Here is a 17,785-nt window from a genome sequence, read left to right on the forward strand (position 1 = left end):
GAATAAAATATATGTATTTGTATAATAAATAAAAACTGCAAAATAGGACATAATATTATAATATAATAAGTATATTATGCGAATATTATTTGCAGTATTGTTGACAAATCTATATTAATAAAACAAAGACTGAGGGGATTATATTATTCGAAAACATCCGCTTTCTGGACACTACTTTGAGAGATGGTGAACAAACACCTGGCGTTGCGCTGACGAAGGACAAAAAGCTCTTAATTGCCCGGGCTCTTGACGAAATGGGAGTCTCGATAATTGAAGCCGGTTCTGCAATCACTTCCGAAGGTGAAAGAGACTCCATCAAGGCTGTTGCAAACGCAGGGCTTAATGCTGAAATTTGCAGCTACTGCAGGATTGTAAAGTCCGATGTTGATCGTGCTCTTGAGTGCGATGTTGACTCTATCCATCTTGTAGCACCTGTTTCAGACCTTCATATAAAGACAAAAATCAAAAAGGACCGGGATGCAGTACGGCAGATCGCAGCTGAAGTAACGGAATATGCCAAGGATCACGGCCTGATAGTGGAACTGAGCGGAGAAGATGCTTCGCGTGCAGATCCCGAGTTTCTAAAGGCTATTTATGCCGACGGAGTAGATGCAGGTGCTGACAGATTATGCTTCTGCGATACTGTAGGTCTTCTGGTACCTGAAAGGACGACTGAGATTTTCCGGGATCTATCTTCGTCCCTGAAAGCCCCTATCAGTGTTCACTGCCACAACGATTTCGGGTTAGCGACTGCAAACACGATTGCTGCGCTTGCGGCGGGGGCAAAACAAGCCCATGTAACTATAAACGGGTTAGGGGAAAGAGCTGGGAATGCATCTCTAGAAGAAGTAATAATGAGCCTGGAATGGCTCTATAAGTATGATACCGGCATCAAACACGAGCTGATCTACAGGACTTCAAGGATTGTAAGCCGGCTTACAGGTATTCCAGTGTCACCCAATAAGGCTCTTGTAGGTGGGAACGCATTTACTCACGAAGCAGGTATCCACGTTCACGGTCTTCTGGCTGATAAGGCAACCTATGAGCCTATGAGTCCCGAATATATCGGAAGGCAGCGCCAGATCGTGTTAGGAAAACATGCAGGGCGGAGTTCGATTAACCTTGCCTTAAAGGAAATGGGGCTTGAGGCTGATGATGCCCAGACCGAGGAGATTTTCAACAGGGTTAAGCAGATGGGCGACCAGGGAAAATACGTAACCGATGCAGATCTGCAGGCTATCGCGGAAACCGTACTCGATATTTATAAAGAACCTCTCGTAAAACTGGAAGAGTTTACCATTGTATCAGGAAACCGGGTGACTCCAACGGCATCTGTAAAGCTCAATGTAAAAGACAAACCGATAGTACAGGCAGGGATCGGTAATGGGCCTGTAGACGCCGTGATCAACGCTATCAGGGGAGCGGTGAGTTCCTGTGCAGAAGATATCATTCTCGAAGAGTATCATGTTGACGCAATTACTGGCGGAACCGATGCCCTTGTTGAAGTTAGGGTAAAACTTTCCAAGGACGGAAAAGTAATTACCGCAAGCGGTGCAAGAACTGATATTATCATGGCTTCCGTAGAAGCTGTAATGAACGGTATGAATCGCCTTATACGGGTCGAATGACTCCAGAAAAATGAGCTTTAAGAATTTCCCAGGAGGACTCTTATGTCCTCTCTCTTTTTCCTGCTGTAGAAATTTTAAAATAGCATACCGCTGGCATTTCTGGAGTCAGGAGAAACCTTTATCCATATATAACATGATCGATAATGATGTATTTGGAAAATTCATAACGAAAGCATATCAGAGATAAGTATTTCTGATAGATGCACCCTTACTGGAAACGGACTCAAGATGAGCATCCAGTTAATCTACGTTTCAACTAGAGAAATAGGAGTTAAATTATGACAACCGGGTCAACAGAAAAAGTTAATGGCGCAAGGGCTCTGATAAAGTGCCTGGAAAAAGAAGGGGTTGACACCATCTTTGGATATCCAGGGGGGCAGATCATTCCCTTCTATAACGAACTTTACGATTCAGATCTGCGCCATATACTTGTGCGTCATGAACAGGCAGCAGCTCATGCTGCGGACGGGTACGCCCGTGCTACTGGAAAGACCGGGGTCTGTGTTTCTACTTCAGGTCCCGGAGCAACTAACCTGGTAACAGGCATTGCTACCGCATACATGGACTCAATACCTATTGTAGCCTTAACAGGTCAGGTTCCTACTTTCCTGATAGGTAACGATGCTTTCCAGGAAGCTGATATTACGGGAATTACCCAGCCCATTACCAAGCACAACTACCTCGTACAGGATGCAAAAGAACTCCCAAGAATTGTAAAAGAAGCTTTCCATATTGCTTCTACCGGAAGGCCTGGCCCGGTATTAATTGACCTTCCAAAGGACGTACAGAATGCAGAGATTGAATTCTACTATCCTGATAAGGTAGAACTTAGAGGATATAAACCGACTTACAAAGGCAATATCCAGCAGATCAAACGAGCCGCCGAAGAAATAGCAAACTCCAGTATGCCTATAATTTACGCAGGCGGCGGAGTGATAAGTTCTAATGCCAGCCCCGAGCTTATAGAACTTGCCGAGACAATCTGTGCTCCGGTTACCACCACTCTTATGGGAATTGGATCGATTCCGACAGAACATCCTCTGTACATCGGGATGCTCGGAATGCACGGGAGCAAATATGCAAACTATGCTGTCCAGGAATCCGATCTAATTATTGCTGTGGGCGCCAGGTTCGATGATCGTGTGACAGGGAAACTCGAGTCTTTTGCTCCCAATGCCAGGATTATTCATATTGATGTTGACCCTGCAGAGGTCTCCAAGAATGTAAAGGTTCATGTTCCAATTGTTGGAGATGCAAAGCAGATACTGAAATCTCTGAATAAATATGTTAAGCGTTGCAATTCCGAGGCATGGCTTGAAAAAATAGAACACTGGAAAAAAGAGTATCCTTTCACCTATAAACAGATGTCACCTGATGTTATAATGCCTCAGTTTGTTGTCGAGCAAATTTCAGAGGCATGTGGGGACGCAATTATAGTTACCGAAGTCGGGCAACATCAGATGTGGGCTGCCCAGTACTTTAAGTTTAAAAAGCCCCGCACTTTCATCTCTTCAGGCGGTCTTGGCACAATGGGCTACGGTTTCCCTGCAGCTATAGGCGCAAAGATCGGGAAGCCAGATAAAACCGTTATCAATATTGCAGGCGATGGATCTTTCCAGATGAATTCTCAAGAGCTTGCAACTGCAGTCCAGAACGACGTTCCGGTTGTTTCAGTGATCCTGAACAACGGTTATCTGGGTATGGTCAGGCAGTGGCAGGAACTGTTCTATGACAGGCGATATTCTCACACCTTTATCAAGGGCAGTGTAGATTTCGTGAAGCTTGCTGATGCCTACGGAGCTCTGGGTCTGCGCGCTGAAAGGCCGTCTGAAGTCAGACCTGCAATTGAAGAAGCTGTCAATTCGGGCAGGCCTGCTGTTGTTGAAGTCATTGTTGCGTGCGAGGCAAATGTTTATCCTATGGTGCCGGCAGGCGCTGCAATCAACGAGATAATTGATCCAGAAGAGCATGCAGACACTTCATGTGCCATGCCTGACCTGCGCACTACAACTGATAGGATTCTTGACCTGGAGGAACACTGATGAAACACACACTTGCAGTCCTTGTTGAAAATAAGTCTGGAGTCCTCTCTAGAGTGGCTTCGCTTTTCTCAAGGCGTGGATTCAACATAGACAGCTTGGCTGTAGGAGTTACCGAGGATCCGAGTATCTCTAGGATGACTATTGTGGTCCAGGGAGACGATCATGTGCTCGAACAGGTAACAAAACAGCTTAACAAGCTCGTGGATGTTATCAAGGTCTCGGATATTGGGGGCGATGATTCCGTAGAAAGAGAACTCGCCCTGATTAAGGTAGCTGCAGATGTAAACACACGAGCCGAGATAATTCAGATTGCTAATATTTTCAGGGCAAGGATAGTGGATGTGGCTTCAAAATCCATGACTATCGAGGTAACCGGGGATGATGCCAAAATCGAGGCAATCCAGAAACTTCTCAGGCAATTCGGGATTAAGGAAATGGTTCGGACAGGCAAGATTGCCCTGGTTCGCGGTCCAAAGAAGGTTTAAATATAAAGGGCAGGTAAAGAAAGGTAGCTGCTTAATTATTTTTCACAGATTGGGGCAGCCGGAGACGATTTAAAACCCCTAATGGTTCCCTCAAAGGGATGCCTGAAATCTCAGGCATTTCCTGAAACTTAAAATGCTACCCCTCTCCGAAGAAAGCAACTTTTTGAGAATGTACTTAAAGAAACTTAGTTCTCATGGCAGCGAGTTGATACCATAATGGTATACTTCTTGGGAAATATAAGGAGTTCAAAACTGAAGTAATTCATCAGGAGAATCAAGTATGGCAACAATAATCTATGATAATGAGACTACTTTTGATGCACTTAAGGACAGGACTATCGCAATAATGGGCTATGGAAGCCAGGGGCACGCTCACGCCCTGAACCTCCACGACTCAGGGCTTAATGTCATTGTTGGGCTCAGAAATGGAAGTCAAAGCTGGGCAAAAGCTGAGGCTGACGGCCTAAAAGTGATGACTGTGGCGGAAGCTGCGAAAGCTGCAGATGTTATCATGATCCTCCTTCCAGACGAGAAGCAGGCTGCGGTTTACTACTCTGAAATCGAGCCAAATCTGAAAGCTGGGGATGCTCTTGCTTTTGCACATGGCTTCAATATCCACTATAACCAGATTGTTCCTCCGAAGGACGTTGATGTTTTCATGGTAGCTCCCAAAGGTCCTGGTCATATCGTAAGAAGAACCTATATCGAAGGCATTGGAGTGCCAGGCTTGATTGCTGTCTATCAGGACGCAACTGGAAAAGCCAGGGATATCGCTCTTTCTTACGCCAAAGGTATCGGTGCAACGAGAGCAGGTGTTTATGAGACAACCTTCCGTGAGGAAACCGAAACCGACCTTTTCGGAGAACAGGTTGACCTCTGCGGAGGACTCTCAGCTCTTATCAAGACCGCTTTTGAGGTGCTTGTGGAGGCGGGATACCAGCCCGAAATGGCTTACTTCGAAACCTGCCACGAAGTCAAGCTTATTGTGGATCTTATCTATGAAGGTGGGCTTGAGAGGATGTGGCACTCTGTTTCCAATACCGCAGAGTACGGAGGCATGACTGTCGGTCCCAAGATCATTAACGAGCAGTCCCGCAAAGCCATGTATGAAGCTCTGGAAAGAATCCAGAATGGGGAATTTGCCAAGGAATTCATACTCGAAGGAATGGTCAACCACCCTGTACTCAAAGCAATGGAACGCAAGGAAAAGGAACACCAGCTTGAGATAGTTGGAAAGCAAATCCGCGCAAACATCCCCTGGCTCAATAAAAAGATTGATGACGACTGATTTTTTTGCAGATAGCTTCAGATAGAATGAAGATAGCTTCAGACAGAAAATTCATTAATCTGGAAGTAGAAAATGGAATCCGGAGGGAAATGATGGCAATAACAGGAGAATGCAAAGTCATTGATACTATCCTTAAAAGGCGGAGCGTCCGGGAGTTTACGGACAAACCCGTCAGCAAGGAGGATATTAACACAATCCTTAACGCAGGCCACTGGGCTCCTTCCGGATTGAATAACCAGCCCTGGCGTTTTATCGTTATTCAAGACCGAGAGACTATCAATAAGCTCTCGGAATGTACGCATTATTCCGGTATAGTTGCAGGGGCTCCTCTGCTTATTGCCGTTTTTCTGGATACCGAAAATTCGTACAACAGGACGAAAGATGTCCAGGCAATAGGAGCCGCAATCCAGAACATGCTTCTTGCCTCCTGCGATCTTGGTCTCGGCGGAGTCTGGCTTGGAGAAATTCTGAACCAGAACGAGAAAGTCAACTCAATTCTCGACTGCCCTTCAAAACTTGAGCTCATGGCAGTGCTCGCAATAGGGGACCCCGTCCCAAAAGAGAGAACTTCAACCCGCAAGCCTCTTTCCGAAATCGTATTTGATGAGAGGTATGGGCATAAATGGGAAGAATAATTATTCCTGCCGTAAAACTGAATAAAAACGGGAAATGAACTCTATTGCCTTACTCTAAAAAGCTGAAATTTTATTACGCAGGTTTCGGGAATTTCCGGCTTAATTTATCTCAAGACTCATTTTCATTGTCGGTCTGAGGATAATTATTCCATTATTGGGGATAAATTTATAAGCTATTTGGCACTATAAACAGCCAGTTGACTGATCACAGTTTTATCAGCCAGTTAACCAATTCAAATTTTTCCCAAATTCGAACATTTCCATATGAAGGTCTGTAGTGTAGAGGATATCACTGGAGCCTCCGGAGCTCCGAACCTGGGTTCGATTCCCAGCAGACCTGCTTACTTTTACCAGCCTATTTAATGGTCTGGTTTTACTTTTACTGTTTTTTGGACAAAATTTATAAAGTCTGAAATGAAATATAAAAACAGGACATCAGTTTTATAAGAAAACAGGATCTCAGTTTTAAAGGTGCTTATTAGTGACCAGGGGATGGAATCGCCGCTTTCTGCGTGCCGGAAGAAGAATATCTTTAGTTCAGTTAATTCTCATAGCTATAATACTGTATTTTTTGCTGCGGATTCTTTTGCCTCTGGTATGGACTTTTATTTTGGTTCTTGCTTTAATTATACTTTTGAAAGTAGTGCTGGAAAATCTCTAATTAATTTTGATGTATTTCAGCTATTTCTGAATATTCTCAGCGCTGTTTGTCTTTTAAAATATGTCCTTTACATCTTGTTTTAAAAACGTCTCAAAGCGGCCTAGAGTGGGAGACGTTTTTACTGTTACGTGAATAAAAAATGTAATGAGAAGAATTCCAGGAAAAATTCAAAAATGCAGTAGTTTTCCTGTAAACAAGTGTATAATGAACTGAGAATCCTGCAAAGGAAGGAATTAAAAGTCTGTAGAAAATTGAAAAAATAATAAAAAATTAATACACCAAGCCATAATTTTTTTGATATTAATTATAAATAACAGGGTTTGATCATGAAGAAATGTTTTTTTGCTTTGACTATAATGCTAGTGTCCATGCTGGCAATAGGTTGTACTGAAAATATTAACGAGAATAATTCTACTCAGGCAAGCTTACAGCAATCGAATGATGCGGAAAATCAAGATATGGAATGGATGAAACATATTGAGAAATATGGATCATTGATTCAGTCGGATATGGATAATGTAGGAATGGCTGCAAATATTTCAGATTATAACCTGCTGAAGTCATACGGGCAGGATCTTGTTAATGACACTCAGAGCGGTCTTGATGAAAACAGCAATTACACTTTATCTCCTAAATATCAAGAAGCTCAAAATGAATGGGTGCAGGCATTAACTGACCTCAATTCAGCAGGTAAATACATAGTTATGAGTGCAGATGAGTCTCTAGCCTACGGAGTGCCTGTGAGAAACTTGGATTATGAACAAAAAATTCAAAATTATGTAGTCTCAAGTACAGGGCATATGAATAGAGCTAGCGCTTTATTAGAAGGAACATAAGAAGACAAAAAAATGAAAAAATTATAATATTCCTCATTTTACTTTTTTGTAATGGTGGGAATCGGAGGGAATGAATCTGAAAGTAAGGGAACTAATTCTCAGACTCAGTTAGTCCTCTCACCATATTAAGTTGCAAACGTTTCCTTTATTCTCGCTGAGTTGAAGGTATGACCGTCTGCATGATAATGAGGCAGATATCACCGCCTTCGCCGTTTATTCTCAGAACAAAGAATAGTCCTACTGAAACCGAGGTTGCAGCTTAAGGCAAGATCACCCCTCATACCAGATTAATTGTGCCCACTCTGAGGTCTTATTGTTTTGTTTCCTTTCAACTTATGAATGAAAAGCAGGAACAACTGGTTACCAAACTCTCAGGACAGCAATTACAAAGGTAACAGCTACAAAGACTCTTATTTTCAATCCGATTTTCAGGCAGCTTCATACAACTCATCAAAGTCCTCATAAATATGTTTTAGATCAGTAAACAGCAGTTCTGTTACCTGCTCATAGGGATCCCCAGTATTATCCTGATGCTTGGGTTCGTCGGCTATCTCTACCATTTTCTTTGTACACTCCCATATGCGTTCACATAGGTGAATGTTCAACATATCAGCAGTATGGAATTTAACCGAAACTGTATTTAACATTTCAGCATACCGTTTAAGTTTTGCATCCGAATCTTTTGTCGAAGTAAAATAGCTTCGAGTTTTCCAATCAACACAGCACCCCAACAAAGCTTCTTTCATGGTTGATTTTACAAACGCTTTTTCTTTAGACTCATTGTTTACATAATCAACCAACTTATCTAATGTAGAAAGAGTGTACGAAATAAATACTTCAGGAATCATTTTTTAAAACACCGTTATTATTATTCATTTAATACAAATTAAACTTTATATCCCTGCTTTTTTATTTTCTATAATATTTATTGGCTGGATATTCCTGTATGTAAAGTAAATGGATGTATAATTTTTATTTATTTTGAGGAAAAAAGAAAAATTTAAAAAGCTTCTCGTCTCAACGTCTTCATATAAACGAAGGAGATGTTATTATTATAAAAACTTCAGCAGTTATCATAACTTTAATAGTTTGCACTATAGCGATATGTACACTTGGATATGCAGCTGTTGTCGGAGGAGGCGGTGTGATAATAACGGCTCAATATGATGCGTTTGCCCCTCAGCCTGAAAACGTTACGAAAGATGTACAGGAAAGGGCAGATAGGGTAGAAAATGCAGTGAATTATACACTAGCAGGTATGGTGGAAGCTGAGGATGTTGATCAAGCCATTCAGAGTGAAATAATACGGTCTGGGATGACCAGTATGTCATATTCAGAAGATGCCTTTGAGATCCATCAAAAATATAGAAACTATTTAAGTGAAGCAAGGGATGTAGTTTCTGCTGCAGAAGGTAATCTAACAAATCAAACGACCATCAATAAAATCGATAAAGAACTTGCTCAGATGAATGAAGCAAAGAAAAATTTATATTAATTTTCTTTTTTCTTCTTTTTTTCTGTACTTCTCTCTTCCAAGCTTTTCGTACATGTCGCAGGCATGATCACCTGTATGAAGCCTACAGGTAATCTCATTCCGCAGGGATTGCGTAGAAGGAAGACGAGATTGAAGTCTATATTATTTTTTGAAGCAAATCATAAAGAATTTATGGAAATGTTAACTAATAAGCATTCCACCCACGTTAAATCATTGACTTTCGGACAGTGTCCTCATTGGATGATGAATACGTATCTCAAAGAGAGATTGAGAAAGATTTAATAGAAAAATTCGATAACGGCTCAGAAAGAAGTTTATCGTTATTAAAATTTATATTTACAATAGCAGGTTTTTATATAGTTGCACTTGTCTACGTTTACGACAAACTTGATATCAATTTGATACTTAGCTCAGCCCTCCATCCTCCAGAATCCACTGTTTCTATAAAGTTATGTTTTATTACGCTCTTCTTAGCTTTTTTCTTCTCATTCAAACCTCTCACAGTAGTAAGATATAAATTTGTAGAAACAAAAAATTCAATTAAATACCGAGAAGGACACGAACTTGAGAAAAATAACCGCAGAATAGCCATAAACATAAGAAAACAAGATGTCTACAATATGCTGTCAACCTATTGCATAACATCATCATTTTTATTCTTCTTAGGGTATTTTTTTGGACAAAATTGGTTTATAGGAGCACTTGCCTTTGCGGGTGTTACCATAAAAAGTTTCATAATAGTATGGTTTGAGGCATACGATATTGAAATAAACGGACGCGAAGTACAGGATATAGATGAAAAGTATCGAGATGATTATAATTCCGGTAAAGGTATAATAACCACAATAGTAGAAAGATTTAAAGAAGTAAGAACAAAGAACAATAAAAATCAATGAGAAGAAACGAAATAACCTTTAATATCCTTCTGGGGTAACAACGAAAGCTACTGTTCCTGTATAGTTACCGTAATATCAATGGTAATATATTGACTCTATACCGATAGGTAGTGTACTGATTCTTCTGTAAATTTGCTTTTGAGTTTATCCATAAGTTTCATGGTAAAATCTATGGATATTCTAAAAGTTTCAGATTTCTGAAAAATTCTGCCTAAATAACAACAAGTATTTCTATGATTTCTTACGATTTTTATCAATCTAAATTTTCAAACCTCTGACGCCCTATTACTTATCTTTTGAATAATACCTCCTGTTGAGAAGTGTACTACATGCTAAAGATAAGGAAAAGAAGACGAAGCACCGCAATTATCGAAACTCCAAGGGGCATACTGGTAGTTGCTGGTAGGAGAGGACTGTATGTTCTCCCTGGGGGAGGGACGAATAAAGGAGAATCAATAACTCAAGCTGCTGTTAGAGAACTGAAAGAGGAAACCGGATTAATTGTGACTGATGTCAGATTTCTTTTCGAGCATGCAGGGCATGTGCAAAGAGGATATTCAGGTGTGTACTTTAAGGACTACCACACCGTATGTTTGATAAATGCAAGCGGTATTGCGCGACCACTCAATGAAGTAAAATACGTGGATTATTATTCTCCTGATTCGGAAATCAAACTTTCCAGAACAACAAAAGAAATAATCGATAGATTTTATGAGTTTAAAAGGATGTAGAACTGAGATGCATATGTAAATAGTTAGGTTTTACTCGACCTGATTCAAAAAAGTAGAATATTGCAGAACTTAGCAGCTTTCAAACTTAAAATTAAAAAGAAACCAGATTTCTCTGGTCTCACTTTTCTTTCAAATATTCGTCAATTGCTTTTGCAGCTTTCTTACCTGCTCCCATTGCACTGATCACGGTTGCTGAGCCTGTGACCACATCGCCGCCTGCAAAGACTCCGCACTTAGAAGTTGCGCCGGTTTCTTCATCGGCAACTACAGTACCTCTTTTGTTCTGCTCAAGACCTTCTGTGCCTTTGAAGATAATCGGGTTCGGGGAGGTACCGATTGCAATAACCACGACATCGGCAGGGATTGTGAATTCTGAGCCTTCTATTGGGATAGGTTTTCTCCTGCCGGACTGGTCTGGCTCGCCGAGTTCCATTTTTATGCACTCGACGGCTGTAACATTGAATTTCTCGTCTCCAAGGATGCGGACAGGATTTGTAAGCAGCCTGAAGATTATGCCTTCTTCTTTAGCGTGCTCGATTTCTTCCCTGCGGGCTGGCATCTCGTCTTCTCCACGGCGGTAGACTATACTGACCTCATCTGCTCCCAGGCGGAGGGCTGAACGGGCGGCGTCCATTGCCACATTTCCGCCTCCTACCACCACAACATGCTTTCCGACCCTGACTCTTGTATCGTATTCAGGGTCATAAGCTTTCATGAGGTTTACACGGGTCAAGAATTCATTTGCGGAGTATACACCGTTGAGGTTTTCTCCCGGAATTCCCATGAAACTTGGGAGACCTGCGCCCGTGCCTAGGAAGACCGCATCGAACTCGTCACAGAGCTCGTCCAGGGTTTTGATCCTGCCGATTACATAGTTGGTTTTGAACTCAACACCGAGCTGCTTGATGTAATCTACTTCCTGCTGCACAATTTCTTTTGGCAGCCTGAACTCGGGAATGCCGTAACTCAGCACACCGCCTGCTTTATGCAGGGATTCAAAAACTGTTACTTTGTGGCCGAGTTTTGCAAGATCTGCTGCGGCAGTAAGACCTGCGGGACCTGATCCAACAACAGCTACTTTCTTACCTGTTGGCTCTGGAATTTCGGGAACCTGCACCCCCTGCTGGCGTTCATAATCAGCGCAGAAACGTTCAAGCCTTCCGATAGCCACAGGCTGTCCTTTCTTTCCGAGTACGCAGAAAGCTTCGCACTGAGTTTCCTGGGGACAGACGCGACCGCAGATTGCAGGAAGGGCATTTGTATCTTTAATCTTTTCGATTGCCCCTGAGAAATCTTCTTCACAGATAAGCTTGATAAAACCCGGGATATCCACATTCACAGGGCAGCCTTCAACACACTTTGGCTCCTTGCAGGAGAGGCAGCGAGAAGCTTCGGCAAGAGCATCTTCTTTTGCGTAGCCGAGAGCCACTTCATTGAAGTTCTTTATGCGCTCTTCGGCAGGCTGTTCTGGCATTGGGGTCCTTTCTTTCTTTGATTTTCCTTCCTTTTCTCCATGTATTTCTTGCATTTTTCATCCCCTCCTTCTCAGTGCAGTCCGCACCTGCACTCTTCTTCATACTTTTCTACGGCTTTTATCTCTTCGTTGCGGTACATTGCAAGCCTGTTCATAAGTTCCACGAAATCAACCTTCCGTGCATCAAATTCAGGCCCGTCAACGCAGGTAAATTTCGTTTTACCATCAACTGTAACCCTGCAGCCGCCGCACATACCTGTTCCGTCCACCATAATGGAGTTAAGGCTGACCAGGATTTCAACATCATAAGGAGAAGCTATTTGGGCTCCTACTTTCATCATTATTGGGGGTCCGATGATCACGACTCTTGCAATCTTCTCTCCACTGTCCAGAATCCTTTTCATGATATCTGTCACAAACCCGTGATGTCCTTTTGAGCCATCATCAGTAGCAATATATAGTTCCGAGCTGGCGTTCCTCATTTCATCTTCAAGGATAAGAAGATCTTTGTTACGGGCTCCAATAATGGAAATTACCCTGTTGCCTGCTCTGGTATAAGCTTTTGCCTGAGGATAAATTGGGGCAACCCCTACACCTCCTCCTACAAGGATGACAGTGCCGAGTTTCCTGATATCGGAAGGGGTACCAAGAGGTCCTACAAAGTCTTCTAGAAATTCGCCTTCGGAAAGCTTTGCAAGCTGTTTTGTAGTCTTGCCCATCTCCTGGAATATTACAGTTACTTCTCCTTTGTCTTTTTCAAAATCGGCAATCGTGAGAGGAATCCTTTCCCCCTTCTCATCAATTCTGAGAATTATGAACTGTCCGGCTTTTGCAGCCTTTGCTACGTCAGGGGCATCTACTACCATCCTGTGCACCGACGGAGCAATTTCTTCTTTTTTAAGTATTCTATATGCCATGGGATCACATTTTCCTGAGTAAAAGCAATTTTTTGAGCAAATGAATAGATAAGTTTGTGATAGCGGATCTTCTCACGGGTTTCTTCAAACCCGCGCATTTCCACCTGGACGCCTTTCTTATACTGATTAATGGGATATATATTCTTCCAAATAATTTTAATTACATTGTCTGTCTGGATCATTTTTTATTGAGTTCTAAATGCTCGCCTTTTCAATACCATCCTTTTTTAAAAGAGTTTAAATGTCCATCAACTTTTTGACCATTCCTGCAATAATTTAATAAATCTAATGGATATAATAAATTAAGGGGTAATCCCTAGAAGGCTCAATCAGGAGGTGGATTGGCGTAGAGGAGGGATAGAGCAAACTTATAGACTAGCCATAAGTATGATCAAATTTTATGGCCGTATTTGAACCTGAGAGTTTAAATCTTTTACCTGACAGAGAAATTCTCCATTGCATTTGTTATAAAGACTGGAAGATTTTATTCTGGCAGGCGGATTAAGAGGAAAATGCAACTGAAATGAATTTGCAAATATATGGGGGTTAAACAAATGCCTGAAGAAAGAAGGGAAGGTACAAAAGGAGAAAAGTTAGAGAAAAAAGAAGGGGAAGAAGTAGCTGATGTCGATCCAATCCATCCTACCGAAGCACGGGGTGGCAGGAAGAGATCGCTCCTTGATACCTGCAAATAATTCCACTTACAATTCCACTCACTTTTTTCTTTTTTTGGTCACTATTAAATGAGATTTTTGATATTTAAGGAGTTACCGGAGGGTCATTTATAGAGCAGAAAACTGATATCGAGTCTCAGGACCCTATAAAGGACAAAGAATACAAAGGAAGGAAAAAGCCTCTCATAAGCTGCTATAAATATGATGAGGAAGAGCGAAAGATCCTTTTTGGAGAGAAAGAAGAGTCTTGATCAATTTCTCGGGGTAAGAATCGAATAACAGCAGGAAACAGCTTAATAAAGCTCTTGATTAAACCTTTTCGTTCTTTATTCCTTTTTAAGCATTTTTCTTGTTTCTTCATTTTCCTGGTTCTTCGTACTGATTCCATTTTGTGCCAGTTATATTTTTATAAAAATTCGGTTTTAATAGGAATAAATAATTAAATTTCTATTATTAGTAAATCATTCTTTTTTAAAAGAGTTTCTTGCCTGTATTTGTAGATATGATGGATTAAAGATTTTATCGGGCAAAGCTTATTTAATGACTTTTGTTATATATTGCTCTAATCGGGTATTTTTGGTGTATCGGTATTGTTCTTTATTTTTAAATAATGTATATACTTTCAATTTGATTATTAAGATTATATTCATTTTAACCAATTGAAGGAGATGACAGGTATAAAATCAATAATTCTTGCAGGTGGCTCAGGAACGCGGCTCTGGCCTCTTAGCCGGGAAATGTATCCAAAACAATTTTTAAAGTTTGGAGATACATCTCTTTTTCAGGAAACCGTCCTCCGGTGCCTTGAAATTTCCAACATTTCCGAGATTTTCGTTGTAACGAATGAAGCTCAGAAATTTTTTGTAATCGGGCAAATTATGGAAATGGGGTACACAATTCCGCCAGAAAACGTCCTAATCGAGCCTGAAGGCAAGAATACTCTTCCTGCAATCTTTTTTGGAATGAGAGAAATTGAGAAAAAATTTGGACGTTCTGTAGTTGGGGTCTTTTCTTCGGATCATGTCCTTGACAGAACTGCAATGCAGACGATCTCTTCGGCTGAAGGGCTTGCTTCGGACTATCTGGTTACCTTCGGGGTTGTCCCTTCTTTTCCTCATACTGGGTATGGTTATATCAAAACCTCAGAGATCTGCGGACCGGGTTACAGGGTTTCGGAATTTAGGGAAAAGCCGGATCTGGAAACCGCAAAGAAATACATTCAGGAAGGCTGCCTCTGGAACAGTGGAATGTTCCTTCTCGACACACAGCTTTTCTTTGAAGAAGTTAAAAAACACGCTCCTTCGGTTTTCGCCTGTTTTGAAAACGGAAAAGACATTAATGAGATTTATGCATGTGTGGACAACATTTCCATTGACTATGGAATAATGGAAAAATCCGACAGGGTCGCAGTTGTAAAACTGGAACAGAAATGGAGTGATCTCGGGAATTTTGCTGCAATTTATGACGAGCTTGAGAAGGATCCTGCAGGAAATGTGGTACTCGGATGTGATCCTCTCTTGCTCAGTTCCGATGGAAACCTCGTATATTCAAAGTGCGGCAAAATTGTTTCCCTCATAGATATTAAGGATATGGTCGTTGTCGATACCAGTGATGCTCTATTGATCTGTCCTAAATCAAGCAGCCAGAAGGTAAAAGATGTTGTCACCACACTTAAAGACAGGAAGGATGAAAGGGCAGAAATTGGGCAGACCGTCTACAGACCCTGGGGTTCATATACTGTACTTGAAGCTTCTGCAGGACATAAGATTAAAAATATCACAGTACTTCCTAACCATAAGTTAAGCCTCCAGCTGCATTATCATCGGAGCGAGCACTGGGTGGTTGTCAAAGGTATGGCTTGTGTGGAGGTTGGCGGGCAGCAATCTTTCCTGAGACCGGGAGAAAGTACCTTTATCAGAGCAGGAGAAAAGCACCGATTGTCAAACCCGGGGAAAGTCCCTCTTGAGATCATTGAAGTACAGTTAGGGGAACTTGTAGACGAAGAGGACATTGTCAGGTTTGATGATGTATATGGGAGGAAATGAATAAGCTGCAGTACTTAAGCTGCAGTACTGGATAGGAATCAGATTTATATATAAGCTGGAATTACGAGATAAGGTTCATGGGTAAAAATTGTGCTTCAAAATTCACATTTATTACAGTAAAAAAATGGCATCTGCGAAAAATACTAATTACTTGAGCAAATTTTTGAGACTTATGAAGTGAAAATAGTATTGATTTTGCTGCTAGAAATCTAAACTATTTTCACTCCAGAATTATACTATCAATAAGAAAAATCGTAAGCAACAACTCATGAAACCTAGCCTATAACAAACTGACCTTCTGGACCGTGTTTAACATAGTTGCTATTTTTTCGAATATCTTGAAAATCGATCCTATCCAGCGCCAGAGCATAGTATCATTTTTCTGGCAAATTGCATTGACAGCCATAGGCTTTTTAAGCACCATTTATTTCGCACGTACTGTAGGTGCTTCAATACTTGGATCGTATTACCTGTTCTTAGCATACTATGGTATTATCGGCATGGTTACTGATGGTGGATTTGGCGGAGCTGCAGTTAAACGCATCAGCGAAGGTGAAGAATCTAATGAGTATTTTAGCGCATATTTTGCATTGAGAATAGTATTCACGATAACTGGAATACTTCTTTTACTTGCCTTAAAGGACTATTTCGCAGATCTTACTGAGTCTGGCATGTTTGTCTGGTTACTGATAGCGTTATTCGTGTCAATGATTGCAGGTCCCATCTCCAGCGGAGTTGCCGGCAAGGGTAAAATGGGAATACGCAACACCTGTGAAGGCATAAACAATATCTTACGTGTCATATTCCAGGTCATGGCAGTATGCCTCGGATATGATACTGCAGGTCTGGCTGGGGGCATGGTAGCTGGTATTATCGGAGCAGCAATAATCGAATTCCGCTTCTTTGACCTGCATTTTGCGCGTTTCAAATGGGATCATATAAAAAGTCTATTCATATTTTCATTCTGGCTATTTTTGACATCTAGTGGAGTGCTTTTATTTTCACAGGCTGACACGATCTTTATCGGATATTTCATGAGTAATGAAGATGTAGGTATTTACAGAGTAGTATTCCAGTTCACAGCTATTGCCGCATTTAGTTCAACCGCAATAAGGATGACTCTCTGGCCCAGAGTCAGCCAGTGGAGCAAGACCAATGAGATCTATCTTATAGAGGAGTCACTGTCACGTGCAATTAGCTACTCACTGATACTGGCAATTCCAGTATTTGTGGGCGGTGTACTGCTGGGTGATCGTTTACTTGGTTCGTTCTATGGTGAAGACTTTGCCCGTGGTTATCATGCATTGATAATACTCCTTGCCGTACAGATAGTTAATGTATTCCAGTACTTTTTCACGATGTATCTGGATGCTCTCGATCATCCCCAGGAATCATTTAAAGTTACGGCAATCGGAGTTGGGGCAAACATTTTATTGAACATATTGCTAATTCCGCTCTTTGGAATAAATGGCGCAGCAATAGCGACGCTGGCAACAATGACATTAAATGCCTTACTCGCCTGGCGTGTTTTATCCAGATATATTACAATAAGACTGAAACATCAAAATCTGTCGAATATTATGATATCTTCGATTGTGATGGGAGTCCTTGTTGGTGGGTACCGTCTTTTCATACCGCTTAGTAATATCTGGGTTACGTTATTGGCGGTAGTTTTCGGCGGAATTATATACGGTTTTCTGATATTGAAGTTCGATAAAAAAGTGTACACTGAAATGAGAGATATAATAGAGAAAATTGGTATAGGTTTTGTTTGGCCAGGCTGGTTGTGAATCAATATTTGTATTTTATATGGCTGACACAAATTTTAGAAACTATGATTTAGAGGGGTTTTCTTTACTTCTATAAAAAATCTATATGATTTTATTCTGCCCCTTTACAATAACAGTGCTTTTGAAAAATCTTCCTGATTTAGAACTGTACGGTTGTTCCATCTCTTTTTTCACAACAGGATTTAGGG

General features: G+C 41.2%; 15 protein-coding genes and 1 tRNA gene. 13 read left to right on the forward strand and 3 right to left on the reverse strand.

Annotated elements, in window-relative coordinates:
- Window positions 1-140 precede the first annotated feature (140 nt).
- The 7 genes from MSTHT_RS12495 (at window position 141) to MSTHT_RS12525 (ending at window position 7,575) form a co-directional block, all read left to right on the forward strand.
- Complete coding sequence (locus MSTHT_RS12495) at window positions 141-1,628, forward strand: (R)-citramalate synthase (RefSeq protein ID WP_082086847.1); 1,488 nt, start codon at window positions 141-143, stop codon at window positions 1,626-1,628.
- A 278-nt stretch (window positions 1,629-1,906) separates the two neighbouring features.
- Complete coding sequence (locus MSTHT_RS12500; RefSeq protein ID WP_048168067.1) at window positions 1,907-3,670, forward strand: acetolactate synthase large subunit; 1,764 nt, start codon at window positions 1,907-1,909, stop codon at window positions 3,668-3,670.
- Complete coding sequence (gene ilvN / locus MSTHT_RS12505; RefSeq protein WP_048168068.1) at window positions 3,670-4,155, forward strand: acetolactate synthase small subunit; 486 nt, start codon at window positions 3,670-3,672, stop codon at window positions 4,153-4,155. The genes MSTHT_RS12500 and ilvN overlap by 1 nt, the downstream gene beginning before the upstream one ends.
- 280 nt (window positions 4,156-4,435) lie before the next feature.
- Window positions 4,436-5,443, forward strand: a complete 1,008-nt coding sequence (gene ilvC, locus MSTHT_RS12510) for a ketol-acid reductoisomerase (RefSeq protein WP_048168069.1) — start codon at window positions 4,436-4,438, stop codon at window positions 5,441-5,443.
- A gap of 92 nt (window positions 5,444-5,535) precedes the next feature.
- On the forward strand, window positions 5,536-6,078 hold the full coding sequence (locus tag MSTHT_RS12515) for a nitroreductase family protein (RefSeq protein ID WP_048168587.1): 543 nt from the start codon (window positions 5,536-5,538) through the stop codon (window positions 6,076-6,078).
- A gap of 268 nt (window positions 6,079-6,346) precedes the next feature.
- Window positions 6,347-6,418: transfer RNA gene (locus tag MSTHT_RS12520), tRNA-Arg, on the forward strand.
- 689 nt (window positions 6,419-7,107) lie between these two features.
- Window positions 7,108-7,575 (forward strand): hypothetical protein, encoded by a 468-nt coding sequence (locus tag MSTHT_RS12525; RefSeq protein WP_149761641.1) that lies wholly within the window; start codon window positions 7,108-7,110, stop codon window positions 7,573-7,575.
- A gap of 428 nt (window positions 7,576-8,003) precedes the next feature.
- Here the strand turns inward: MSTHT_RS12525 and MSTHT_RS12530 are convergent, their stop codons facing one another.
- Window positions 8,004-8,423, reverse strand: coding sequence for a hypothetical protein (locus MSTHT_RS12530; protein ID WP_048168070.1), 420 nt, complete (start codon window positions 8,421-8,423; stop codon window positions 8,004-8,006).
- 296 nt (window positions 8,424-8,719) lie between these two features.
- On the opposite strand from MSTHT_RS12530, the gene MSTHT_RS12535 reads away from it, so the two are divergent.
- The 3 genes from MSTHT_RS12535 (at window position 8,720) to MSTHT_RS12545 (ending at window position 10,697) form a co-directional block, all read left to right on the forward strand.
- Window positions 8,720-9,070, forward strand: a complete 351-nt coding sequence (locus MSTHT_RS12535) for a hypothetical protein (RefSeq protein ID WP_048168071.1) — start codon at window positions 8,720-8,722, stop codon at window positions 9,068-9,070.
- Between the two features lie 236 nt (window positions 9,071-9,306).
- Window positions 9,307-9,966, forward strand: coding sequence for a hypothetical protein (locus tag MSTHT_RS12540; protein WP_048168072.1), 660 nt, complete (start codon window positions 9,307-9,309; stop codon window positions 9,964-9,966).
- A gap of 329 nt (window positions 9,967-10,295) precedes the next feature.
- The gene (locus MSTHT_RS12545; protein ID WP_052721891.1) at window positions 10,296-10,697 is read left to right on the forward strand and encodes an NUDIX domain-containing protein; all 402 of its coding nucleotides are present in this window, start codon (window positions 10,296-10,298) and stop codon (window positions 10,695-10,697) included.
- A 118-nt stretch (window positions 10,698-10,815) separates the two neighbouring features.
- Here the strand turns inward: MSTHT_RS12545 and gltA are convergent, their stop codons facing one another.
- A complete protein-coding gene (gene gltA / locus MSTHT_RS12550; protein WP_048168073.1) occupies window positions 10,816-12,225 on the reverse strand; it encodes an NADPH-dependent glutamate synthase in 1,410 nt (469 codons plus the stop codon).
- A gap of 17 nt (window positions 12,226-12,242) precedes the next feature.
- Complete coding sequence (locus tag MSTHT_RS12555) at window positions 12,243-13,088, reverse strand: sulfide/dihydroorotate dehydrogenase-like FAD/NAD-binding protein (RefSeq protein WP_048168074.1); 846 nt, start codon at window positions 13,086-13,088, stop codon at window positions 12,243-12,245.
- A gap of 554 nt (window positions 13,089-13,642) precedes the next feature.
- Between MSTHT_RS12555 and MSTHT_RS14630 the strand changes: the two genes are divergently transcribed.
- From MSTHT_RS14630 to MSTHT_RS12565, 3 genes are all read left to right on the forward strand, one after another.
- Entirely contained in the window at window positions 13,643-13,783 is a 141-nt protein-coding gene (locus tag MSTHT_RS14630; protein ID WP_156149758.1) for a hypothetical protein, read from the forward strand.
- 647 nt (window positions 13,784-14,430) lie between these two features.
- Window positions 14,431-15,807 (forward strand): mannose-1-phosphate guanylyltransferase/mannose-6-phosphate isomerase, encoded by a 1,377-nt coding sequence (locus MSTHT_RS12560; protein WP_048168075.1) that lies wholly within the window; start codon window positions 14,431-14,433, stop codon window positions 15,805-15,807.
- A gap of 338 nt (window positions 15,808-16,145) precedes the next feature.
- Window positions 16,146-17,597, forward strand: coding sequence for a flippase (locus tag MSTHT_RS12565; RefSeq protein ID WP_231588097.1), 1,452 nt, complete (start codon window positions 16,146-16,148; stop codon window positions 17,595-17,597).
- The last annotated feature ends 188 nt before the right edge of the window (window positions 17,598-17,785 follow it).

Source organism: Methanosarcina thermophila TM-1, assembly GCF_000969885.1.
Taxonomy (GTDB): domain Archaea; phylum Halobacteriota; class Methanosarcinia; order Methanosarcinales; family Methanosarcinaceae; genus Methanosarcina; species Methanosarcina thermophila.